This is a genomic window from Roseimaritima multifibrata (assembly GCF_007741495.1).
GTDB classification, from domain to species: domain Bacteria; phylum Planctomycetota; class Planctomycetia; order Pirellulales; family Pirellulaceae; genus Roseimaritima; species Roseimaritima multifibrata.
The window spans coordinates 4,304,105-4,328,602 of record NZ_CP036262.1 but is presented as its reverse complement, the minus strand read 5'-3'; the positions used below and the strand labels follow the sequence as shown (position 1 = coordinate 4,328,602).

Sequence of the window (24,498 nt, the reverse complement as noted above, 5' to 3'; positions counted from 1 at the left end):
CCCACGTCGAACGCATCGGCTGTTACTTCACTTGCCGAATGTTTTAACACTATCAATAACCTAGTGTAACAACGCGTAGCCTGCCTTAAGCCTGATTAGCGAGATTGTGATGCCACTGCACATGATTCCTCCTACACGTCGACGGTTCCTGCAAACGGCACTCGTTGGGGGGGCAGCGTTGTTTGCGACGCAGTCCGCCCTTGCTGCGGATTCTAAAGACAATGACGAGTGGTGGGCGTTTCTGTCGGATCCTCATATTGACGCGGATCCGAAACGGGGCGCCCGCGGTATCGTGATGTTGGATTGCCTGAACCAGATTATTGATGAGGTGTTGGCTCAGCCAACACTTCCGGCGGGTGTCATTATTAACGGCGACTGTGCCTTTTCTCGAGGTCTTGTGGGGGACTACAAGACCTTAAGCAGTGCGCTGCAACGTCTGGTCGACGCCGACGTGCCGATCCATATGACGATGGGGAACCATGATGATCGTCAACCATTCTATGAAGCGTTTGCAGAACAGCAGATTGATAATCCATTGGTGGACGGAAAGCATGTCAGCATCCTTGCGACGCCGACGACGAATCTGTTTTTGATCGATTCACTTTTGGAAGTAAACAAAGTAACCGGCGAGATCGGTCAAATGCAGTTGGATTGGCTTGCCAAATCGCTCGACGCCCACGCGGATAAACCGGCGATTGTGATCGGGCACCACTATCTGCAGTTTCCACCTAAGGGGGCACAGGGAGCGATTAGCGGGTTAAAGGATTCTCAGCAACTAGTCGACCTGTTTAACGCTCGCCCGCACGTGCAGGCCTTCGTTTTTGGGCATTCCCATCACTGGAAAGTCAGCGAAACGGAGGAGCACCTTCATTTGGTGAATCTTCCGCCATGCTCGTATGTCTTTAATCCTGCACACCCCCATGGTTGGGTGAAAGTCAAACTGGATTCAGAACAATTGGCGTTGGAACTTCGCACCCTTGACGACTCGCATCCGCAGCAGGGCGAGCAACATGCACTGAGTTATGCTTTGGCGGCCAAGGCGAAGTAAGGATTTTTTCAGACGGCCGAATTTGTTGCGTTAAAACAAGTGCTTCCACAAACCTACACCTAAAATGACGAGCCTCTAATAATGCGAATTTCTGGACTCTATCGACGGATCAGCGCTAGGTTGCTGATGATCAGTTTGGTATGCGTGCTTGGCGGTCCAAGTCAAGTTTCTGCGGAGGAGTCCAAACCGGTTTTCCGAGCGGGAGCCGCGACAAGCAATATCACGCCACCGCTGGGGGAGTTGATCGTCGGTGGTTGGCGCCCAATTCCAGCCACAAACGTTCACGACGAGCTCCATGCACGCTGTCTGGTGCTGGACGACGGCAAAAATCAACTGGCCATCGTGTTGTGTGACAACGTTGGCATCCCCGTTGAAGTTTACGATCTTGCCAAACGCCAAGTCTACGAAGCGACGGGCATCCCCGCGTCCCATGTGTTGACGGCAGCCACCCACACCCATTCAGCGACCACAGCTCGAGGTCCTCTTAAAACACTGCCGGAAACGGAGCTGACCGAATACCAAAAGTTCGTTGCCCATCGGATCTCTGACGGCATCCGTAGAGCCCAGGCTCAATTGGAACCGGCACGGATCGGTTGGGGATCGATCGAAGAACCCTCGGAACTATTTAATCGTCGTTGGTTTGTTAACGATGCCAGTTTGCTGAAAAATCCTTTTGGCGGCATCGATCGAGTCAGGATGAATCCGCCTCGCGGGAGTGCCCAACTAGACCGTCCCGCAGGTCCGACCGATCCCGAGATTAGTTTCATTTCCTTGCAAAGCATGGAAGGGCGACCGATTGCCTTGTTGGCTAATTATTCGTTGCACTACGTGGGTGGTGTTCGATCTGGAGACGTTTCAGCCGACTACTTTGGATACTTCGCAAAATTCATCGGAGAAAAGTTTGGCGCCAGCGACCAATCGCCGCCGTTTGTCGGCATTCTCTCCAATGGGACCAGTGGAGATGTGAACAACATCAACTTCCCTGCAAAGACGACGAAAAAATACCAGCCGTATGAAAAAATGCAGGAAGTGGCGGAAAAGGTGGCCAGTCGCGTGTTTGAGGCTCATCAGACCATCGAGTTTCATGATTGGGTTCCATTGGCAGCCGAACAATCCAATCTGACGCTAAAGACCCGGCAGCCCACACCGGAAATGCTCGCTCATTTCGCCAAGGTACCTGTTAGTGATGACAGCGATCCGACACGTCGTCGCAGCCGCGAAGAAATCTATGCGGACCGAATTGCAAAGATTCAGAAGTCTCCTAAACAGGTTCAGATTCAACTGCAATCGTTCCGTATCGGTGACTTGGGAATCGCAGCGATTCCGTTTGAAGTGTTCACCGAAACGGGCTTGGAAATTAAAGACCTAAGCCCGTTTGACAGTACTTTTACGATTGAACTTGCCAACGGTTCATACGGTTATCTGCCGACCCCCGAACAACATCGTTTGGGCGGCTACGAAACCTGGCTTGGCAGCAACTATGTGGAAAAGGAATCGACCACAAAGATCGTCGCCAGGTTGCTAGAAATGTTTAACAAGCTGCATCAAGAGAGTCCAAGCGAATAGACCGCAGCGAGGAGGATCGATGGCATCTGACAAACGAACGCTGTGGACCTAACGGCTTGCATCGTTCGTTTCGGGGGGTGGCAATTGTCCGACCAATTCATGAACTTTGTCGACGATCCGTTCCTCTAAAGTTAGTTTCCAGGGGCGGCTGAGTGCTTCATACCCGCCTTCTTTCAAGACTCGTTTACTGGGAATGTACCCGTTGTAAGCGTTCGAGTATCCTGCAACCCAGATAGCCGGTCCATCAGGTTTGGCTAATTCGCTTTTCAATCGCAGGGCGTAGTCGACAACGACTTCGGATCCCAACGCAATCAACATCAGATCATCGCCAAAGCGGATCACCTGGATTGGATAAGCGAAGTCCTCGCGTCCGGCGGTGGTGTACTCTAGGTCGACGGTCTCATTGACTACGCTCAAGTTTCCGTGAATGGGACGTTGGTGCCGTGGCGTTTTTTGATCGCTTTCTAAGGCTGCCTCGACGGCCGTCGCCAGTGATTGACCGTGAAGTTCGACGTACTTTAATTCGCGACGTGGGTATGGATTCTGATCGCCTCCACAACCCATCATGAACATTGCGGTAACGCCGGGATGATCGCGTTCCAAAAACTCTTGGGCGTATCCAGCGTAATCGCCTTGCCATCGCAGAAGGCCTAAGGTCGTGTTGTGGCAGGCATAACCAAATAGGATCGCACGGAGGGAGTCGTCATCGGGATTGCGAACACTCAAGACGGGAACCGTGTGATCGGTCGGTCCGTTCGGGTTCGGGTGATTGAGAAAGCCATGCTGGGAGGGGGTGCGCCGATTCATGGCCACACTGCAACTTGCGAAACTATAGGAGAGTTCTGCTGGCTGTCGTTCTGCAAGCGACCGGCCAACCAAATCGACCAGTGTGTCTACGAGTGAATTCAAATAGCCCTGTGCGTCTTCACGCTCATAGGCTGGGCCGCTGTGAGTATGCGAGGCGTTCATCAACAGCATGCTGGCGGGTAACTTGAATTGCTTCTCAACCTGTTCGGCGACTCGGGATTGCAGTTCTTCGCGGACACCGATTAGGTCAAGCGTTACGAAGACAACTCGCGTGCCTGCTTGGTCCTCAATCGCCATTGCCTTGGCAAAAAGTTCCTGTTGCGTCCCTTCGGCAGGTTCTTTGCGTGCTGCATAGCCCGCCATATGCAATCTTTGCTCGGGAGTAATCTTTGCGGAAGCGACGCCAACATGCCATTCTGCTTTCTCCGCAATCGGCAGTTCTTCAGCTGCACAGGGGCGTCCGCCGATCAGCATTACCGCCAAGACCACCGCCAGCAGCGCACGGTGTGCAAGAGTTTGGTGCTGGAGAATTCCTTCTTCTAACCATTTTCTGCTGGACGCTCTGCTAGTAACCACTGTAGTAACTCCTAGTAAAATTAAAACGATTGGCTCTTGATAGGGAAGCCATAAAGTTTAGTGTTTCGCGATGCATGAAAATTACGGTACGGGATCGACAGCCGGACGGTGAGCTTCGATTTGAGCTTGGAAATCGCCTAGGCTTTGCCACAGCGCGGGCTTGTTCAGGTCAACCTCGGCGATTACCACGCTCCCCCACTCGGTTGCATGTTCGATTGTTGTTCCATCGCGTCCGTAGATTGCAGACTGCATCCAATCCGCACTGATGTCTGTGTAGGTGCTACTAACCAGGAAAATATGGTTCTCACAGGCTCGTGCCGACGCCAACATTGGATTGCATCCCCACACGGGCCATGCGATCACTTCAGCACCACGATTAGAAAGCTCGCGAGCTACTTCGGGAAAAAATCCGTCGTAGCAAACCATCATGCCAACTTTACCGAACCGAGTTTCAAATACGGGGTACTCTTCTCCAGGCGTAATGCCTTTTTCGATTTCCCCACGTGGCAGCGTGACCTTGCGATAATTGCCCACGATATTTCCATCGGGGCCGATCAGCACAGCGACGTTGTAGATCAAGTGGCCGTCGCGCTCGACCAATCCAGCCACGATGTAGGTGTCGTGTTGCTTGGCAAGCTTTGCGAAGTAGTCGGTCGAGGGACCGGGAATCGGTTCGGCAGCATCGGCGGGCCTGCCGCCTGACTTAAAGGATGTCAACGTTTCTGGCAACACGATAAGGTCCGCTTTCATTCGCGCGGCATCGGCAATCAACGGCGCAAATTGTTCTCGTTTTTCTTTTGGTGTCTTGCCCGATTCGGGACGGTAATGGATGGTGGCCAGACGGACGATCCGTGGATCGGGCGCTTCGCAAGCCTCCAATTTGGCATTGCGCCAGCGGACCGACGAATGCGGTTCTCCCCAGCGGAAATGGAGTTCGATTTTCGCCTGAGTCGCCTCGGGTGGGGCGAGATAAAAACCTTCCAGACGATCCCATTGGCCGTCTGTAGACACAACTTTGGGAAATTCCGGTTCGGCTAGAGGACGTTCGCCTGGCCGATAGGAGAGGAAGCTCGGTTCGGCATGCGTCGTCTTCTTGCCAGCCTTGTTTAGCCAAATAATACGAGCAATCGCAGCTCGACGAGGCAGCGTGATTCCTTCGGTCTGACGATCAACAGTGAAGTGATAATGTTGCTTGCCTTCGACCGGAATGGTGCGAGTCCACGAACCCATCAACCCTTTGCGGTTATCAGCACGAATGGTCAGCGAACTATCTAGCGATTTTTCGGATTCATTCCAGCTGAAATCAGGTCGGATTTCAGCACGAGGCGCCTCCGTCGTCCAGCCATCTGGGCCGTTGTCACCCGCGCGAACCACGGTCGATAAGAGGAGCCATCCAAGAGTAAGAATGAAAACATGTTTCATCGAAGATTTCCGAAGGTGGGAAGTGCGGACCGCAACCATTGTACTATTGTTTGTCGCGGTTCGCTCCGCGGAAGAACGTTTCCAGGCTTGGCCCGAATGACGTGGGCTTACATCCAGTTCAAAAATAATTTGAAAGTAGTAACGGCGAAACTGCTGTAGTTACCGTCGCCAGACGGTGGTTCCTGCTCGGTAACCGTTAACTGTTGATTTCACGTGCCTCTCTCGCAAATTAGACATTTGAATCGGTTTTCACTACACTCCCAGTCACGGCAGTCCGCTGGACATTGCCGCTCGCCAAAACATCGGATAGGTCGTATCCATTGAGTAATCTAAGTCGGTTTAAGTTGCCGTTCATCCCGTGGTGTTTGCTAACGTTTGTTGGATTGCCGCTACTTTCACATTGTGGTTGGTTGTGTGCCGATGATCTGCTGCGGGTTGCTCCGAAAAGTCCTCAAGAGGCTGTGGAAACCATTCGAATGCAGGATGGTTTTCGCGCAGAACTGGTTGCTGCAGAGCCGATGGTGACCGATCCGATCGCCATGCAATATGACGAAAATGGTTCTGCCTATGTGATCGAAATGAACGATTACCCCTATTCGGACAAATCGCATGATCGCGCGTGGCAGACACAGACATCGGAACCAATCGGGCGTGTTCGCTTTCTTGAAGATACCGATGGTGATGGAACTTTCGACAAATCGACCGTCTTCGCTGATCAGCTTTCCTGGCCAACCGGGGTGGCGGTTTGGAAAGGGGGCATTTACGTCATGGCCACTCCCGATGTGTTTTACTTAAAAGACACCGATGGGGATGGTCGCGCCGACATTCGCCGAAAGGTGTTTACCGGATTCCGGAAATACAATGTCCAGGCGGTGATGAATAATCCGCACTGGGGCCTGGATCATCGTATTTACGCAGCAGGGTCAAGTAACGGTGGTGCAATTGAATCGCAAAGGTCAGACGACTCTGAAGAGAAAGCATCGCCGGCAACCGTGATTCGTCGTAGTGATTTTCGTTTTGATCCCAGAGACGAACGGTTTGAAGCCATTTCTGGAGGAGCTCGATTTGGTCATGCCCAGGACGACTGGGGAAATCGATTCCTAACCGATATTCGAAACCCTGTTCAGCATGTTCTATTTCCGGCGCATTACCTGCAGCGGAACCCCCGCTTTTCGGCGCCTCGAGCCATTCATGATGTCGTTCCGTCAGGCGATAGTCTTGCCGTCTTTCCAATCAGTCCTGCGGAACCTTGGCGGGCCATCAATGCCGAACGTTTAGCTGGGGATAACGCAAAGAAATCACCGTTCGATTCGACGGTCGCAAAAGGTTTTGTTACCTCTTCAAGCGGAGTCACGATCTATCGAGGGGCTGCCTACCCTGAACCGTATTATGGGAATGCCTTTATTGGAGAGGTCGCCGGAAACCTAGTGATGCGTTACCGAATCCAAGCCGATGGGGTTTCGTTCAAAGGGGAACGTGCACATGAGAACTCTGAATTCCTCGCTTCCAATGACAATTGGTTTCGGCCCGTCAATTTTATCAACGCACCCGATGGAACGTTGCACGTGCTGGATATGTATCGTGAAACCATCGAACACCCCTGGTCCATGCCGGACGATCTAAAATCTCAGGTCGACCTCACCAGCGGCAGAGACCGTGGACGAATCTATCGTTTGGTGCCCGATCGATATCGTGAGGGTTTTTTCAAACCGCCCGTTCCGCGTTTAGGAACCGCGACGACCAAAACACTTGTCCAAGAACTTGCCAATCCTAATGTTTGGTGGAGAGAAACCTCGCACCGTTTGCTGTTCGAACGGCAAGATCGAAGCGAGAATGCAGCGCTGATTGCGATGCTTCGAAATCACGAACTTCCGATCGCCCGATTGCACGCGCTATGGACGTTGCAAGGCTTGGAATCGCTTTCAGACAAGGATCTTGCTGCTGCGTTGAAGGACTCGGATCCCCATGTACGCGAACATGCAATCCGTCTGGCAGAATTTCGCTTGCCGCAATCCGCTGAATTCGTGGAAACGGTTATCGATGCAGCGTCCGATGACGCCAAACGGGTGCGTTTTCAGGTGGCGTTTACTCTTGGCGAAATCGATGATCCCCGTGCGACGACTGCACTCGCGCTAATTGCTAAACGTGATTCGGATGACCCGCAGATGCGAACAGCGATTATGAGTTCTGTGTCGGGCTCTGACACGGCTCTACTAAAGCTTCTCCTACAGGACCATGCTTTTGCGGAATCGAGTCCCGGTTTAGAAACCATCTCGCAACTAGCGGAGATGATCGGTTCTTCCGGTTCGCTGGCTCTGGCCGACAAATTGCTTCAATCCGTTGCATTGCACGCTCCGGCGGTACAGGAAGCGATGGCAAGAAGCTTTGCAAGCGGTCTGCGGCGTGGCAAGCAACCGCTTACTGCCATCATCGATAACCAATCCTTTGCGAGCGGGCCAATGATCGTTTCCATCTTGGACGCCGCCGCGACGATTGCGATTGACGATTCGGCAACGCTCGATCAGCGGCAGGACGCGATCGCACTGCTTGGTTATGGACGTTACCAGGATGTCGCGCCGACTCTTGAGGAACTGCTTAGTATTCACTATCCCCCGACGCTACAGTCGGCGTCCGTCACGGCACTGGCCGGTACCGCACGCCCACAGACTGCCTCGCTGTTATTGAAAAAGTTTCCGCAGTCGACTCCCGCTATTCAGGCGGAAATTGTCGCTCAACTATTGCAACGCACTCTCTGGATTCCGGAGGTTCTGGATGCGGTCAGTGCTGGTATTGTGCCTGCAAAATTGATCACCGCGAATCGTCGGTCCGCCTACATGAAGAGCTCTTCGCAGGCGATTCAGCAGCGAGCGGTCAAGTTGTTTGCCAACGACGTGACCAGTTCTCGTGATGAGGTCCTTTCCAAATATCAATCGGTACTCGGTTTGGACGGCGACGTAGCACGAGGCGAAAAGATTTTTCGCAAAAACTGTCTGAACTGTCACCGGTACAAGAACACGGGATTTGACGTCGGGCCAAACCTTGCCACGGTTCAAAACCGAACCGCCGGTCAGTTGCTGGTAAATATTCTGGATCCCAGCCGAGAAGTGAGTCCGAATTTCCTTGAGTACACGGTGCTCTCAACAGACGGCCGGATCGTCAGCGGGATGATTGCAGCCGAAAATCCCAACAGCATCACCCTGCGACAGCCGGAGGGAATTGAAACGACGATTGAGCGAGGCGACATCGAAGAGTTCCGCTCCAGTGGAAAATCGTTGATGCCTGAAGGAATGGAAGAAGTTATCTCACCAGCGGAAATGGCGGATCTGATCGGCTATCTGCTATCACTAGGGAAATAGTCCTGTTAAAGACAAAATGCTCATGAAACCTTTTGACAGACGAGCCTTCCTTTCGATTGGCGCTGGCGGTGTCGCAAGTGGTATCGTTCGGCCAACGATTTCAGGTGTGTCAGCAAACGCCGCTCAGCCTGATCGCGACCGTACTCCTTTTCGAATTCCTGAAAACGATTCGATTTGGGATTTGCACTGCCATCTTTCCGGAGTGACGGGCAAGACAGCTGAACAGCGGGCAGAACAACTGCTCGAGTACGCCGATCGGATGCATGTTGAACGGCTGATTTTCTTCATGGGATATCCCTTTTCGCAGACTCCGGAGCCGGCCGAATTTCGCAGACAGAATGATCAAGTGCTAACCGTCCTTGAGCGATGGCCCGATCGGCTGCTTGGGTTTGCCTATGTGAATGCAAGCTATCCGGAAGAGTCGCTTGCGGAAGTCGAGCGTTGCATCCAGGACGGGCCGATGCTGGGTGTCAAGTTGTGGGTCGGAGGTAGATGTGACAATGAAGATATTGATCCGTTGATTCGTCGCTGCGGTGAATTGAACGCGTTGGTTTTCCAGCACACGTTTTTCAAGGTGACCGGAAACCTACCGGGTGAGTCAACGCCTGACGATATCGCTCAGCTGGCCACACGTCATCCTGATGTCCCTCTGATTTGCGGTCACACCGGAGGTGATTGGACGTTAGGGATACGTTCCATTCGTCAATTCCCAAACGTCTCCGTCGGGATCGGAGGCAGTGACCCGGCGGCTGGTTTTGTCGAAATGGCCGTTCGTGAACTCGGCCCTGAACGCGTTCTGTATGGCAGTGATATTGGTGGTCGTAGTTTTGCTTCCCAATTAGCGAAGGTGTACGGTGCTCAGATCTCGGACGAACATCGCAACTTAGTGTTGGGGGAGAACCTCCGCCGAATGTTGAAACCGATCATGGATCGTAAAGGGATGCAGCAATGATTATCGACGTGAATGTTTATCTGTCACGGTGGCCTTTCCGACGCTTGCCGCATGATGATCCCAAATCGCTGGTGCGGAAATTGCGTCAACGCGGTATCGATCAAGCTTGGGCAGGAAGTTTTGATGGATTGTTGCACAAAGATCTTTCGGCGGTGAATTCGCGATTGGTCGCAGACTGTGAAGAACATGGGAAAGGCCTGCTCGTACCGGTCGGTTCCGTCAACCCAATGCTCCCCGATTGGCAAGAGGACCTTCGCCGATGCCATGAAGTTCACGGGATGCAGACGATTCGAATCCACCCAAACTATCACGGATACACGTTGGATTCCGACCATTGCAACCAGCTGTTTCAAGCGGCACAGGATCGCGGTTTGAATGTCCAGTTGGTTCTTGCCATGGAGGACACCCGCGTCCAACATCCGCTGATGCAGGTGCCGGTCGTCGATACCGCACCCTTAGAAGCGGTCGTGAAGAAATATCCGCGTTTGCCGTTGATCATTATGAACAATTACGTCGCGGTGAAATCGGGCCAGGCAAGCGATCTAGCGAAAGCCGGCAACGTCTACTTCGAAATATCTCATTTCGAAACCGTTGGCGCTTTGGAAAATTGGGTTCAAGCGGTCCCCTTGCAGCGACTTCTGTTTGGTTCGTATTTTCCTTTCTTTGATCTTGAAGCGTCGTTACTAAAGTTTCAAGAATCGAAATTGGGTGGTTTGGCAACGTCCGCAATTCAGGCGGGCAATGCGGAAAGACTTCTGTAAACCAGCGTCTGACATCCGGAAGGGGAAACGGTGTTACTGGAGTAGATGCATCACCGAATGAGAACGTGTAGTGCCGAATTCCGGGATCATCTGCATCTTCGCCAGCAAAGATCCTAAGCAAATTTCACCTGCTTGGAATTTCGGGTAGCGGACCGCAACAAACATTCCTCCTACCTATAGATCACAGACAGATCCCAAGCGTTACATGAACCGTAACGAATTTTGTCGGGATTTTCTTCTTCAGATTGGCCATTGCGAAAGTCTTTTGCAGGCGGAGAGCCCAAGGGATCCAGCTTCAAACCTTGTTATTCACGCATCTTTGTTCGTGAATCTCTGCAGGGATGTCAGCAACACCGACTCAGGCGAAGCGAAAGAAAAATGGTCCGAGAAAGCATTTGGGAAGTCGACGTTGCTAGACTGTAGTAACGCGATTCGCTGGCACGAGGATCGTTTTCTTGTCGCGGTAAAGGAAATGGATCGAGATGCGGTTTGTTCAACCATTAGATCTTAAAACCTTTTCTCCACGCTTAATCGTTCGAAGCGTGGGGATTCCTCTGTTGGCGTTGTTCGCACTCCCTGCCCTGCTTGAGGCAAGCGATGACGACCCGTTTGCTCAAATCATTGCTCCTGCGTTTCAGCAACATTGCGCGAAATGCCACGGATCTGAAGAGGAGAGCGAAGCCGATCTGAACCTGTTGGCACTGGATCGAGGTGACCTCTTGGAGCGGGCGGAACTAGTTCGAAGCCTAGTGGATGCGCTCGATCTGAAAGAGATGCCGCCCCAGGACGAACCGCCTCTGGAACCGGGACTCCGGGAAACGCTGATCGGCGAACTGACTTCGATCCTGCACACCTCGATCGCCAAGCAGCAGCGGTTCTCGCAAACACCGATCCGGAGAATGAATCGTTTCCAATATAACAATGCGGTAACGGATCTATTTGAACTGAAGTGCGTCGTCTTTACTTTGCCTGAACGGATGATGCGCGGGCATAACGGATATTTCAAACCGAAATCGGGAAAGATGGCCGATGTCGTCGCGGTCGGCAGTCGACCGCTGGGTAAGTCGCAGATGATTGAACCTCGACTTGCTGGGGTCACGGCGTTTCCTCAAGATCTTCGAGCCGAACACGGATTTGACAATCAGGGGGATCACCTTTCCTTGTCACCGCTATTGATGGAAGCCTTTTTGCAACTGGGCCAGTCCATTACACAGAGCCCTGACTTTCACGCGAAGAACGTTGGCATCTGGAAAGACTTCTTTGCGGCTCCAGCGGTCGAACAGGAACTGCACGTCGAGGTTCGGCGGCGTCTGGATCGGTTTCTGTACAAAGCTTTTAGGCGTCCGGTAAGCGAGGAAATCCGGGAGCGATACGTCGGTTTCGCCATCGCCCAAATTGAATCCAAAGTTCCCTTTCCGGATGCGATGAAGGCGGTCGCTGCCGCGGTGCTTGCTTCGCCGAGGTTTCTGTACCTCTATGAAACTTCCAGCCAAACGGATGCAACCGAAGAAGTCGATGATTTTGAACTCGCCTCGCGCCTCTCTTTCTTTCTATGGGGGAGCCTTCCCGATCAGATTTTGTTAGACGCTGCTTCGAACGGGCGTTTGAAAGAACAGGAGGTTCTAATTGGCCAAGTTGAACGGATGCTGAAGGATCCGAAACTGAAACGGTTCTGCGACAGTTTCCCAACACAGTGGCTTCAGTTGGAACGGATAATTTCATCCGTCCCCAATCGGAACAAATATCCTGAATTCTACTACCTCAAGTATCGCGATAGCATGCACATGATGATCGAACCGCTGCTGGTGTTCGAGACGGTGCTTATCGAAAACCAACCGATCACCCAGCTGATCGATTCTGATTTCACCTATCGATCGAAGCTGCTTGCAGAAGCCTATCAACCGGGGGCCAAGAAAAAGGCAGGCGGCGGCGGGGAGGTTACCGCACTTCGGTTTCGAAGAATTCCTGTTACAGACCGTCGCAACGGAGGAGTGATCACCAATGCGGCGGTGATGACGATGACTTCGGGTCCTGAGAGAACCCAGCCGATCACCCGTGGGGCCTGGATTGCGTCGGTGATTTTCAATAACCCACCCGATCCGCCGCCAGCCGACGTGCCGGCGCTGGACGACACGCCCTCCGCGGCGGAACAGAATCTGACGCTCCGTGAACGATTGGCAATGCATCGTCAACGATCGGACTGCAAAGGCTGTCACGAACAGATCGACCCTCTTGGCTTTGCTCTTGAAAATTATGACCCCATTGGCGTCTGGCGGGATCAGTATGAGAACGGGCGAGATGTCGACATGGCAGGCAAGCTTTTTCAAAAGCACGAGTTCTCGGATGTGATCGAGTTCAAAGATGCGATGCTGGCCGAAAAAGATCGGTTCACGCGTGCTTTGGGAGGGCACTTGCTCTCATTCGCGTTGGCTAGGGAACTGGATGCCGTCGATCATTTTGCCCTCGACCAAATCGTGGTCGATTGTGCGGCGGATGACTACAAAATTCAAACACTGTTGAAGCAAGTTGTGCTCAGCAAACCGTTTCGCCATAAATACACCCCTGCACATCCTGCCGTCCAATCGACTGGAACCCAGCCATGAAAACCACCTCGCGTCGAACCGTCCTCCGTGGAATGGGAGGGGCGGCATTGTCGCTTCCTTGGCTGGATAGCATCGCCGCAGCAAAACCGGCCGCCCGGCGTCCGCTGCGAATGGCTCACTACTATGTTCCTATCGGAGTGGTCCGACGTGGTTTCTTTCCAGGCGAAGCCGAGAGCGTGATCCCTAAAGGGAACCTTGGCAATGTGATGAAATCCCTCGGCAAGCAAGACCCGAACTTCTTCGCCAAGCCGCTTGATCAGTTGACTCCGACATTGCAGCCGTTGGAGGCGATGAAAAGCAAACTTAATCTGATCACCGGGATGGATCGCGTTTTTCAGCAAGGGACCGATGTGCACGCTCAATGTGCATCCTGCTATCTAAGCAGCGCCGTTCCCTACACCATCGAAGGGACCGCATGGCCCCTGGATCGTACGCTTGATCATCTGGTCGCCGATCATGTTTCCGGTAAAACGGCTTTTCCGACGTTGGAGTTCAGTTGCAACAGCCATCGCGATAACAAAGAGTCGATCTATTTCGACAATATCTCCTGGTACGGAACCGGGCATGTGGCACCGTCGATCCGCGACCCTCGAAAGATGTACCGTCGGCTCTTTTCCACCAAAGAGATTAACCAGTACCGGGACATAACCGATTTGGTCCTTGAGGATGCCAAGTCGTTGAAGAAGGACCTTGGATACGTTGACCGGCAAAAGTTTACCGAATACTTCGATTCTATTCGAACCATTGAAAATCAGATGGACCGACTGGAAGCGATGAAAACGGAGTTGGCATCGGTCTCTTTCGATGAACCGAGCGCGGACTACCTTCCCCGTGGTGAATACATTCGCTTGATGGGGGACTTGATGGTTGTCGCCTTGCAAACCGGTTTGACGAACGTGGCGACCTTTATGATCGGACCTGAACGGTGGGACACACCCTACTTGTTTGAGGGACTGTTCGACAAACCGCGCAGTCACCACCAAATGTCCCATAACCAAACCAAGATGATCGATGATCTGCTAAAGGTAGATCAATTCCATATGGAGCAATTTGCCTACCTACTGAAGAAGATGGATTCAATCCAAGAGTCCAGTGGGACCACGCTGTTGGACAATACGCTGTTCACGTATGGATCGGGACTAGGGGATGGATCGACCCACCAATACAACGACCTTCCGATCATTGTCGCCGGAGGTGGTCAGCACGTTCAATCGGGACAGCATATCAACATGCCTGAAGGGACACCGTTGGCGAATCTATGGCTGACGCAAGCCAAAATGATGGGCGTTCCGCTGGAACGATTCGCCGATAGTACAGGGATCATCAAGTCGCTGCTGAAGACGTAAAAACGAAGCGACGACTTAGGTGGGGGGCAGTGATCATGGCAGCGTTAACCGCCGATCGGTTGCCGTCGGTTAGGCATCTATCCGCGTGAGCATGGTCGAATTAAAAAGTGGTCCATTTGCTGTCCCCCGAACACGTCCAAGGCCGAACGGAGTAGAATCCGTTCCTGAGTGTCTTCGTTTCTCCTGAGAGTATTATGGAGGACCGTCACTCGCCTACCTTGCTGCAGGCCAAACCGGCCGTTCAGCATCTTTCCCCACCTCTCACGGTCCTTTCAGGCCATCTTAGGAGTTTTCGCGTGTTCTCAGCTTTTAGTGCGACAACAGGATCTGCTTTCTCTCGTTTGGTTGCGATGTTGCTTTTGGTCGTGGCTTCCACATACTCTGTTTCGGCCTTGGCCGAAATTACTCCGAATGACTTTGAGGGGACGGACGCCGAGCGTATTAATCAAGCGATCGTTGCTGCGGCAAAAACAGGCGAACCGGTAGTCGTTCCTCGCATCAACCATTCGGCAGAGGGGGATCGAGCGGTATGGCTTCTCGATTCAGCCATTTTGGTTCGGGAAAACACCTATTTGGAACTGCGAAACTGCCACATCAAATTGTCCGATCGTTCGCGTGACAACATGATCCGCAGTGCGAATTGCGGGATGGGGATCACCGACATCAAACCAATAAACAATGTCACCATCATCGGCAAAGGGTTTGTCACACTAGAAGGGGCAGACAATCCACGCTCCACTGGCGATAGTGCGAAAGTCCTCGGAGAACGCACCTACGGCACCGACGCTGGCGTCGCCGGCGAAAGCCAAACAGGCGATTGGCGGAACATCGGGATCCTGCTGGCTTACGTCGAACACTTTCGTATCGAAAACCTTTTTCTCAAAAACGCACACGGCTGGACGATTTCCTTGGAACGATGTGCACACGGAGTCGTCCGTGATCTTCAGTTTGCAGCCACCGAAAGCAATCTTGTCAACGGAAAACGCGTCGTCTTCCTGAATCAGGATGGACTGGACCTTCGCCAAGGCTGCCATGATATCGACATCTCAAATATCTCTGGCTACAGCGGCGATGACCTTATTGCGCTTACCAATATCGTGAATGACAAACAGGTCGCCGGCAGTGCGGAAAGCATGATGGTCAGCAAACCAAACAATCGTGGAAACGGTTTGGACGACATTCGAAATATTACGATCCGAAATGTTCGCGGTCATACCGCTGGCGGGCATCACATTGTGCGGTTATTAAACGCCAGGGGCCTGAAAATCTACGACGTGATTCTGGATGGATTAATTGATACATCGACGGGGCGTAATCCAAAGGCCGCCGTCAAAATTGGGGATGCGAATCCCGTTTGGGGTGGTGTGACGCCGCTGGGCGATACCTATCATATTTTCATCAGCAATATCATCAGTCGGGCTCGGCACACGATTCTGATTGGTGGTTCGCTTTCCGAATCCTCGATCTCGAATGTGCTCAAATACGGTGCCGCAGGAGAGCCGATTACTTACCAGTCGGGCCCCGAATACGTTCGCAACGTAAGCATCAGCAATGCTCAAACGATGAAGATCTCGTCTCCGGCTCCCTAAGCCGTAGTGCCCCAAATTAGAGCGAACGGAAAGTTGTTCGTCCGCTTCACTAAGAAAGAAAAATTGCTGTGGATGGTCGCACGCACGCGCTGATGAAGTTCGACACGCGGTGAGCCGTAAGAGATTGCGGTGAAGCACTGACAGCAGCACTGCAGAAACCTTGATTAAGCGATTGAACGTCCAAGTGCGCATCGACAGCAGACATCGCCGAAGCTAAAACCCCATCAGCCAAATTGGTACACGACTCTTATTTCAACAGCGTAAGCAAGGAATCCCATGGCAGAACCGAATATTCCTAAGCCGAACACTCTGTACATTGAAGTCTCGGGGGCGGGGCTACCGGAAGTCGACGGGCTGTTTATTCCTTCAACGGCCCCTCCGGCAGAATCTGAATCGGGCACGGTGTCCAGTCTGGGATATTGGAATGGCAAAATGGCTTGGGATCGCGCCGATGGCAAATCCGCCAGAAGCCCCGCACTCTCTTATTCCAACAGCTACAAATCTTGGCGAATCTGTCGATTGGACGGCCATCTGGCTTACGACATGACCTGCGAAGAAGACCTGCCACCGACGGATCGCCAGTGGCATGTCTATAAAAAGGGAGTGGAACCGGCACCGCAGGTCGTCATCCATCACTTTGACCCCAGGCAACCTTGTCCTCAACCGAATGTGGTTTTCGTTCTGGGAGGCCCAGGTGCCGGCAAAGGAACGATGTGTGAACTTGCGGAATCTCAGCTCGGCTGGACACACCTTTCCGTTGGCGATCTTTTGCGGGCAGAGCGAGAGGCGGGGGGCCCAGCGGCGAGCACGATTAACGAATTTATCGCCGCCGGAAAACTGGTGCCCAACGAGATCGTGGTGACGTTGCTGAAAGATGCAATGGAAACCATCACACGTACGACGGGTAAAATCAATTTTCTTCTGGACGGTTTTCCCCGTTCTTTGGATAACCTGGACGGCTGGTATCAGATCTTTGGTGAGCAAACCGAGCTGCCGAAAATGCTCTATTTTGAATGCCCCTACGACGTTTTGGAAAAACGCATTTTGGCCCGATCCAAATACACCGGTAGAGTCGACGATAATGTTGCCAGCGTGAAACAGAGGTTTGATACCTTCAAGGCGGAAACGTTACCGACTGTCGAGCTATTCAAAAGCAAAGACAAATGTGTGGAGGTTGATAGCGGGCAAAGCCGGCAAGCGGTCTATACCTTGGTCGCCAGCCAGCTTGCTGAATTCACGGATGAAGAATTGGTCTCTAAGCCGCTTTCCGAGCGTGCTCAAATGCTGCTTGGATTAAAACCTTTTCCCGATGACGCGGGATAAAGAGGCAACGCCGTCGGTGGAATCGCATGAGCGAAATCGAGGCCTGGTGCCACGTTTCTCGCAGCGAAGGTCTGCATCGGTGGCAGGCTAAACGCAGACCGTTGCAGGGGCCCGATCGCGGCAGCCTACCGATACGGTTTACAGGGTCAGAAGAACTTCACTCCTACTAACTTCAGCACGATGAAAAATATTCGAATTGCCATTTCTCTGCTCTTCTGCCTAGTAGCTTCGGTGGCTCATGCGGTGGAGGTGATGGAGGTTCATGAAGTTGGCTTTAACGCGTCAAAAAAATACGATAACCCGTACCTAGATGTCGATTTGTGGGTCACGTTGTCCGGGCCTCGCGGAGAAACCTACCACCTGCCTGCCTTTTGGGATGGTGGCGATCGATTTCGCGTTCGTTTGGTTGCGACTTCACCTGGGAAGTGGTCCTGGTCAACGGGAGCCGCGACTAACGATCCGGGCTTAGATAACAAAAGTGGATCCTTTAGTGCGATCGCGGCGACTGAAGCTCAGAAAAAGCAGAATCCGAATCGGCGTGGTTTCATTCGTCCTCGGGGGACGACCTTGGAGTATGCCGACGGTACCCCATTTTTCTTTACCGCCGACACCGTTTGGGTCGCCTTCACGAAGATCTTCCCTTGGCAGAGGGAAGGGATCGCGGGGATTTCTTTTCAGGACTACTTTGCGGAACGAAAACGTCAGGGGTTCAACGGCGTCAACGTGATTGCCAGTTATCCCACTGATACGACGGAATCCGCAGAGGCCGTGTGGGCACGCGAGGTTCGTGGACAAAAGATTTCCGAAACCGGGCTGACTCCATTCAAAATCGTTTCCGACCAAGCGGATTACACTCAGATCAATCCTGAGTATTGGCAGGAGACGGACAAGAAGATGAAATACTTCTCCGACAACGGTTTCGTTCCGTTCTTAGAATCGGTCAGACGTCATGAAATTTGGCCGCGAAAAAGCACGGCCCAGAAAAACGCGTTTACCAACTACACGAGATACTTGATCGCGCGCTACGGCTGTTACAACATGATCTACAGTTGGCTGCACTGGGATACGGTCAATCAGGTCTACCCTGACTGGTTGCCTCTGGTGGAAAATGCACACGCCTACCTTAAAACCAAGAACGGCACGGGCCAGTTACCCTACGGACAACCCCGCACGGCAATGGCGTACGGAAGCAGTTTGCAAACTTGGGCGAAGGATGATCCCGAACTTTTGGATCTTCATAATGTCAGCAACAAGTATCGCGATGAGCGAATGTATCTGTGGTTGCGAGAGATCTTTCGCAGTTCGCCACAACGGCCCGCGATCAATGTCGAACCCTATTACCCCGCGGTCCCCGTAGGTTCCGTCGAGGGGCTGGATTCGACTGAAATGGCTCAGTTTCAGATGTACGGATCCGTTTTAAATGGCGGTTTCGGTGGGCATGCTTGGGGAGACGCCTATTTCGGTGGAATTGCCTTTTGGATCGACAAAAAGACTCCAATTCCGGTAGACGAGCGTCAGCAGAAACACGCGCTGACGAAATGGAAGTCCGCTGGTATGGGACATTTGAAAGATTTTGTACTTGATGAAGGACACGACTACCGACTTTTAAAACCCGCATCCGATACCCATCTGGGGGATAGCCATGGGGACATGCACGCTTTGGCAATCTCCAAGGACAACAAGAGTTTTGCACTAGGGTTTTGTATGAAGGGATTTCCTGTCACTTCGGTCAAGGAGCTCCCGCCGAATCGTGAATATCAATTTGAGTGGTGGAATGTCGAAGATGGTGGATGGCAAGCGTCGACCATTTGCAAAACCGACGACAGTGGAACGCTGACCTGGCCCAACACTCCAGACGCCACGCGTAATTGGGGGTATCGAATCCGCCTGAAAGATTTGCCAGAGGGCAACTAGTTTCATAGAGGGGTGTTTGAGCGGGGGGCTGTGGTGACCTGCTATGAAATGGCGAGCGATTTCCGGATCGCAGGTCGGGGATCAGCGTTTTTTATGTCAATCCCCGCTGACTTTTGACGCGAAATGAACTTCAATGTTCGCTTCGTCCTCAATTGTGATGGCATCTTGCATGAAATCTGATAGCGAGACTCCGGAGCTTCATCAGCGTCCCCGGTTCATCAATTTCCCCTTTGACCCTAACCGCTTGCCGTTCTTCTACGGAACGGTTGTCCTGGTTTGCGGGACGCTGGGGGTATTGGCTAGCGCGCCCGGTCAAACCGTGGGCGTGTCGGTCTTTACCGATTTCCTGATCGAAGCCCATCATTTGTCACGGAGCTGGATTAGTTTCGCCTACTTTGTTGGCACGATTGCCAGTGCGTTTCTGATCACGCGTGCCGGTCGCTGGTACGACCGATTTGGTGGGCGTTGGGTGTCGGCCGGTTCGGCCGCCATGCTTGCAGTCGTACTGACCGGGATGAGTTTTTCCGTCGGGATCGCAGATGTTGCTGCTTCATTTTTGCCACAGAATTACAGCACCTATGCATCGTTTGTCGTGTTGACGTTGGGCTTTTTCGCGATGCGTTTCTTTGGGCAAGGGATGTTGACGTTGTCCTCCCGCAACATGGTGCTGGAATGGTTTGAGCAGAGACGTGGAATGGCATTGGCGTTCATCGGGATTTCCGTCGCCTTTGGATTTTCGATCACTCCACCTTTTTTTGAATGGCTGATCCAACGTGGCGGCTGGTCGTGGGCTTGGCAGGCGATTGCCGCAATGGTCGCCGCCTTCGCGGTGATCGCAGTTTGTTTGGGACGAGCGAGACCCGAAGACCATAATCTGACGCCTGACGGACCATTTGCGAAAGAGAACCGGAAAACGCATGCCGAAACGTTAAGCGGCCGGCAGTTCACGCTCTCGGAGGCTCGGCGAACTTATAGCTTTTGGGTGTTCACCTTTAGCGTGGGGTTGTCGGGACTAGTGCTAACCGCCTTCTCCTTTCACGTTGTTTCCATTTTTGGCGATGGTGGGATGCAGCGTAGTCAAGCTGTTGCGATTTTTGTGCCAGCGGCATGCGTCAGCGTTGTCGTCGAATTTGTTGGCAGTTGGTTCAGTGACTTCGTCAAGCTAAAGTACCTAGCGATGGTCCAACTGGTGGGGATCTTAACGTTGTCGCTAAGCCTTTCTTTTTTGCAATCCGGGCCAACGGTCTATTTGGTCGTTCTGGGGATGGGGCTGATGCAAGGCATGTTCGGGATCATTTCCGCTGCGACCTGGCCCCGTTTTTACGGCCGAAAGCACTTGGGTGCGATCTCAGGGTTCTCGACTTCCATCGTGGTCGCCGGAACTGCAGTCGGGCCGTATCTGTTCAGTTTGGCGCACGACCAGTTCGGTACATACCGTCCGGCGACCTTGTTGTGTGCAGTCCTGGCAATCATCTTGCTTGCTTTGTCCCCGCGGGCCGATCGTCCACACTAGGTCTTCCTTCGTCAATCGATGCTATGCGAAAGACTGTCTCGTTCAGCCGGTTATGCTAAAGACGTGTATCGAAGTCGTCCGGTATTGTTGGAATTCAAATGAGCCCTTGCAGTCTTCATATTGTCACAGGTGGTGCCGGCGTCGGCAAAAGCACGTTTGCAAAAAGTTTAGCCGTTAAACACTCGGCGGCTCTACTAGACAGCGATACCGTGACCGAGCCGGTCGTTCGAGCCGGATTGATTGGAGCAGGCATGTCACCGGAGGACCGCGACAGTCCAGACTACAAGCGTCTCTTTCGCGACGCTGTCTATGAGTGTCTATTTCAGACCGCCGCCGACAATTTGTCTCATGTGAGCGTCGTGATCGTCGGTCCGTTTACACGTGAATTGACCGATCCTGAGTGGCCGCAGAAACTACAAACACGGTTTGGTATCGAACCGGTGATTTGGTACCTGACCTGCGATAACGAAGTGCGGCGTCAGCGCATCGAGAATCGTGGCAATCCGCGAGACCAAGCGAAATTGATCGACTGGGATCAGCATGTCAGGGAGGCCCCGGTAACGAAGCCTGCGTTCCAAGTCAATCGGATCGACACCGGTTCCTGACTATTGGCAAATCGTCGAAAGAACGCTGCACTATGAGAGCGGCAGACTAGCGGACCGTCAACGAATGTTATTGGCAGTGGCAAATTAAGGATCCATTCGCGAAACTAGCGTTATTGGCGGGCAAATTTGCGCGTGGTGTTTTGCCCGCGAATGACGCTAATCGACGCGAATGATTGAGCTTGTTGTGCGCGGTCGACACTGATACGCGATAGCTCAAGGTGTTGGGCGTGATTGTTGGTTTTGGACTCGGGGAAACCTGACGCATCGATTCGCGAAATTCGTGTTATTGGCGGGCAAATTTGCGCGTGGTATTTTGCCCGCGAATGACGCCAATCGACGCGAATGATCCAGCTTGTTATGCGCGGTCGATTCTCATGTGCGATAGCGTATCGTTCTCTAGAAGCTGAATGGACGATCGAGGCCGGTTTGCAAGAAGTTGCTTGCACCTTTTTAGCTTTCCGGTTGTTCATTTCTTGTGCGGTAGAGAAATGCGTCGGATGTTAGCAGCGATACCAGCAGGGCTTTCATGCTTCCGCCGCTGGTTTTGTAGGCTTGGTGAGCTTGTTGGAGCGTGGGGGCGTCATTGAGGGTTTCATTGCGGCCGATCCAGAAACGGAAAGCGTGGCGGACGAAGACCTGTTCAGCTCGTTCGCTTTCCGCGATCCTCTGAATCATTTCGATGGCGTTGGCTACTTCGCCATCAAGCTGAGGATCGCCCGATTCGATAATCTCGCCGGACGTGTCGACTGGCTTATTCAGTTCCGTTTCGCGGTACAAACCTGCGTGGTTGAACATCTCGAACGGCATTCCCAGTGGATCCATTTTTTTGTGGCAGGTCCAGCAGTAGTCCTGACGGGTGACTCGCATACGTTCGCGCAACGTGCTTTTCGGTTCGTCAGGCAGCATTGCATCCACCGTGATCGGTACGTCCGGGATGCCGCCTCCGAGCAGTCTTTCGTGTATCCAGCGGCCACGGCGGATTGCGTGGTTGTCCATCGCATCGGAGTGCGACACCAGCCAACTGGGATGGGTAAGGATTCCCAGGCGTTCGCCTTCGGGAACTGTCGCCAAAATCCGATCAGGTTTCATCGACCCATTGCCGAAGCTTCGTCGACTGACTCGGGCATAGATTTTGGGGCCCTTGAGTTTGGCTTTGATGACTTTGTGATTGGCCGGTATTGCCTTCTTCTTGTTTTTTGCTTCAGGCGGTTCTTTCCCTGGGTTGGCTTTTTTCCAGGCTTCCAGTTCGGCGGCCGCTTGCTTAGCGGCTGCGGCCTTTGCTTTTCTCTCGGCCGCAACGGACGCGGCGATTTCTTTCCGGGACCGTTTGGTGCCGAAGTAGACGTTGTCGGCGTTGGTCGCCACGACTTTGTTCGTTGTCAGCAACTGTTTGAGCACATCTTTATCCTCTTGGAGGACCAATTCGATCAGGCGATCGGTGCTGGCCGTTGCATCGAACATGGCGTTGTAATGAGCTTGTCCGCGATTGCTTGCTCCTGTATCCGCCAGTGCTTTCGAATCTTTGCAGATGTACCCGCCAAGGTCGTAATCGAAGTAATCGCGGAAGAAGCGGAGGATACGGGGTTTTCGTATGCTGTCGTCATCCAGCATACGCTCGACTTCACGTTGAACATCGGCTTTGGTCCGCATTCGACCGTCCACAATCGCGGCGCGGAGTGGTTCGTCGGGCTTGATGTATCGCAGCGCGTGATTGACTGCTAGGCCTAACTCCCAGTCCTGCAGCATGACGCGACCGTATTGATCCGGTTTGCCGGTCTCCGCTAGTTCTGGTCGAAAGAGAGCGTCGCGATCGAGGAAAATAGAGGAGAGCCCAAGAACGGCGCCTTCCTCTTTTCCCAGTTTCTCGATTGATTGGTTGACAATCTGTACGTAGGCGTCGGACTCTGCTGCGGTTGGCGGCCGGAAGGTTAACGCTTCGAAAAGGTCATCCACGGCGGCACGCAATCGCTGCTCGGTTACACCCTCTTCGTTCATGAGGTCGTAAACAGGCGTCAGCGGGCGGACAATTTTGGTCCCATAAACGATGCTTGTGGGCAGACCGCGAATGTCGCCCGCCATTTTGTCGGCGATCGATTTCGGGTCGTCCGTGATTTGATAGGGCTGGGCGATGCTAAGCGGACCATAAGCCATGTAGCGAATGATGTCTGCCGCGATCCCCATTATCTGAGTCGCTTCGGCGCTGTTGACGGTGTAGAAGTTCGGATAGTTCTCGAGGCCGTGATTTCGAGCCGACGAGAGGACGGCGGGGACGCTTTTGACCGCCGTTGCGTAGGCGACGGTTCCTCCTTGCCACTTAATGATCCGGTCCGTCCCGAAGTAAAGCTTCAGTTCGCCGCCATGGTTGGTGGGAACGACATCGCCATGGGTGCGAAGGCCCGGTTTTTCAGGATTGAAGGTCGGTTCGGTGTTGATCAATTCATTCAGACGCGTGATGTGTTCCTGTGGGGTGACTCGCCAGAGCCGAGCCGGCGAAGAGGTCGGTTTCAGGCGGATGCCGTCGGGCAACGTTCCGAATAGCAGTCCGTGATCAAGGAAGTTCCCTTTGTTGGGATCAAGATGATCGTGAAACCCGCCTCGGTCCTTCATCACCCGAGTCAGCTCACGGACGACGCCGTCGGTAAATTCCAGACGCTCGATCACCTCGGGCTGCGTCATATCAGCGGGCGGCATCTCTCTTAACGAGACTTGGGCCCAGACGCTTCTCCAAATCCCTGCGTTGATTTCGTCGATGGGACCGAGATCTTCCAGAGAAAGATTGCCTTCGGGGTCGGTTTGCCCATGGCAATCGGTGCAGTGGGCCGCGAGAAACGATGCGGCAAAAGAATCAAAATCTTTGATGCCCGGTTGGCCCGGCGTATAGGTTTGCCCGATTGCGACGGACGGCAACCCGGCTAGTAGGACCAGCAGGGCAAAGATTCGAGGCGATGTCAGGAACTTGCTGCGGAGTTGTGTCATCGCGGATTCTTTTGGTGAGCGTGCGGCGTCGTTTCGGGGACGGCAGACTGCGTGCCCTCTTCAACCGCTACCGCGTCCGACCCTCCCCGCAAACGGGAGGATGAAGCTGTGCAGGGCTGATGAGCCGCACGAGCCTTCCCT

At 53.1% G+C, this 24,498-nt stretch carries 15 protein-coding genes; 12 read left to right on the top strand and 3 right to left on the bottom strand.

All coding sequences use genetic code 11. From position 1 onward, the window contains the following. Positions 1–109 precede the first annotated feature (109 nt). Both FF011L_RS15565 and FF011L_RS15560 read left to right on the top strand, forming a co-directional pair. Entirely contained in the window at positions 110–1,048 is a 939-nt protein-coding gene (locus FF011L_RS15565; protein WP_145352562.1) for a metallophosphoesterase family protein, read from the top strand. Positions 1,049–1,174: 126 nt separating this feature from the next. Further along, a complete protein-coding gene (locus FF011L_RS15560) occupies positions 1,175–2,614 on the top strand; it encodes a neutral/alkaline non-lysosomal ceramidase N-terminal domain-containing protein (RefSeq protein ID WP_145355411.1) in 1,440 nt (479 codons plus the stop codon). 48 nt (positions 2,615–2,662) lie between these two features. Here the strand turns inward: FF011L_RS15560 and FF011L_RS15555 are convergent, their stop codons facing one another. Both FF011L_RS15555 and FF011L_RS15550 read right to left on the bottom strand, forming a co-directional pair. Further along, positions 2,663–3,997 (bottom strand): neutral/alkaline non-lysosomal ceramidase N-terminal domain-containing protein, encoded by a 1,335-nt coding sequence (locus tag FF011L_RS15555; RefSeq protein WP_145352561.1) that lies wholly within the window; start codon positions 3,995–3,997, stop codon positions 2,663–2,665. A gap of 81 nt (positions 3,998–4,078) precedes the next feature. After that, positions 4,079–5,419: a carbon-nitrogen hydrolase family protein gene (locus FF011L_RS15550; RefSeq protein ID WP_145352560.1), complete on the bottom strand. Its 1,341-nt coding sequence runs from the start codon at positions 5,417–5,419 to the stop codon at positions 4,079–4,081. Between the two features lie 320 nt (positions 5,420–5,739). Here FF011L_RS15550 and FF011L_RS15545 point away from each other — a divergent pair, with 320 nt between their 5' ends. From FF011L_RS15545 to FF011L_RS15500, 10 genes are all read left to right on the top strand, one after another. After that, positions 5,740–8,775 (top strand): PVC-type heme-binding CxxCH protein, encoded by a 3,036-nt coding sequence (locus tag FF011L_RS15545; RefSeq protein WP_145352559.1) that lies wholly within the window; start codon positions 5,740–5,742, stop codon positions 8,773–8,775. 22 nt (positions 8,776–8,797) lie between these two features. Continuing rightward, entirely contained in the window at positions 8,798–9,727 is a 930-nt protein-coding gene (locus tag FF011L_RS15540; protein ID WP_145352558.1) for an amidohydrolase family protein, read from the top strand. After that, positions 9,724–10,488 (top strand): amidohydrolase family protein, encoded by a 765-nt coding sequence (locus tag FF011L_RS15535; protein WP_145352557.1) that lies wholly within the window; start codon positions 9,724–9,726, stop codon positions 10,486–10,488. The genes FF011L_RS15540 and FF011L_RS15535 overlap by 4 nt, the downstream gene beginning before the upstream one ends. A 482-nt stretch (positions 10,489–10,970) precedes the next feature. Continuing rightward, complete coding sequence (locus FF011L_RS15530; RefSeq protein WP_145352556.1) at positions 10,971–13,091, top strand: DUF1592 domain-containing protein; 2,121 nt, start codon at positions 10,971–10,973, stop codon at positions 13,089–13,091. After that, positions 13,088–14,437 carry a DUF1552 domain-containing protein gene (locus tag FF011L_RS15525; protein WP_145352555.1) on the top strand — a complete coding sequence of 450 codons (1,350 nt, stop codon included), beginning with the start codon at positions 13,088–13,090 and terminating at the stop codon, positions 14,435–14,437. The genes FF011L_RS15530 and FF011L_RS15525 overlap by 4 nt, the downstream gene beginning before the upstream one ends. Positions 14,438–14,733: 296 nt before the next feature. Then, positions 14,734–16,026 carry a glycoside hydrolase family protein gene (locus FF011L_RS15520; protein WP_145352554.1) on the top strand — a complete coding sequence of 431 codons (1,293 nt, stop codon included), beginning with the start codon at positions 14,734–14,736 and terminating at the stop codon, positions 16,024–16,026. A gap of 276 nt (positions 16,027–16,302) precedes the next feature. Continuing rightward, positions 16,303–17,349 carry a nucleoside monophosphate kinase gene (locus tag FF011L_RS15515; protein ID WP_145352553.1) on the top strand — a complete coding sequence of 349 codons (1,047 nt, stop codon included), beginning with the start codon at positions 16,303–16,305 and terminating at the stop codon, positions 17,347–17,349. A gap of 180 nt (positions 17,350–17,529) precedes the next feature. Continuing rightward, positions 17,530–19,263 carry a DUF5060 domain-containing protein gene (locus FF011L_RS15510; RefSeq protein WP_145352552.1) on the top strand — a complete coding sequence of 578 codons (1,734 nt, stop codon included), beginning with the start codon at positions 17,530–17,532 and terminating at the stop codon, positions 19,261–19,263. A 169-nt stretch (positions 19,264–19,432) separates the two neighbouring features. Next, positions 19,433–20,776 carry an MFS transporter gene (locus FF011L_RS15505; RefSeq protein ID WP_218932658.1) on the top strand — a complete coding sequence of 448 codons (1,344 nt, stop codon included), beginning with the start codon at positions 19,433–19,435 and terminating at the stop codon, positions 20,774–20,776. Positions 20,777–20,874: 98 nt separating this feature from the next. Next, the gene (locus tag FF011L_RS15500; protein WP_145352550.1) at positions 20,875–21,381 is read left to right on the top strand and encodes an AAA family ATPase; all 507 of its coding nucleotides are present in this window, start codon (positions 20,875–20,877) and stop codon (positions 21,379–21,381) included. A 450-nt stretch (positions 21,382–21,831) separates the two neighbouring features. Here the strand turns inward: FF011L_RS15500 and FF011L_RS15495 are convergent, their stop codons facing one another. Further along, entirely contained in the window at positions 21,832–24,357 is a 2,526-nt protein-coding gene (locus FF011L_RS15495; protein ID WP_145352549.1) for a DUF1588 domain-containing protein, read from the bottom strand. Positions 24,358–24,498 lie beyond the last annotated feature (141 nt).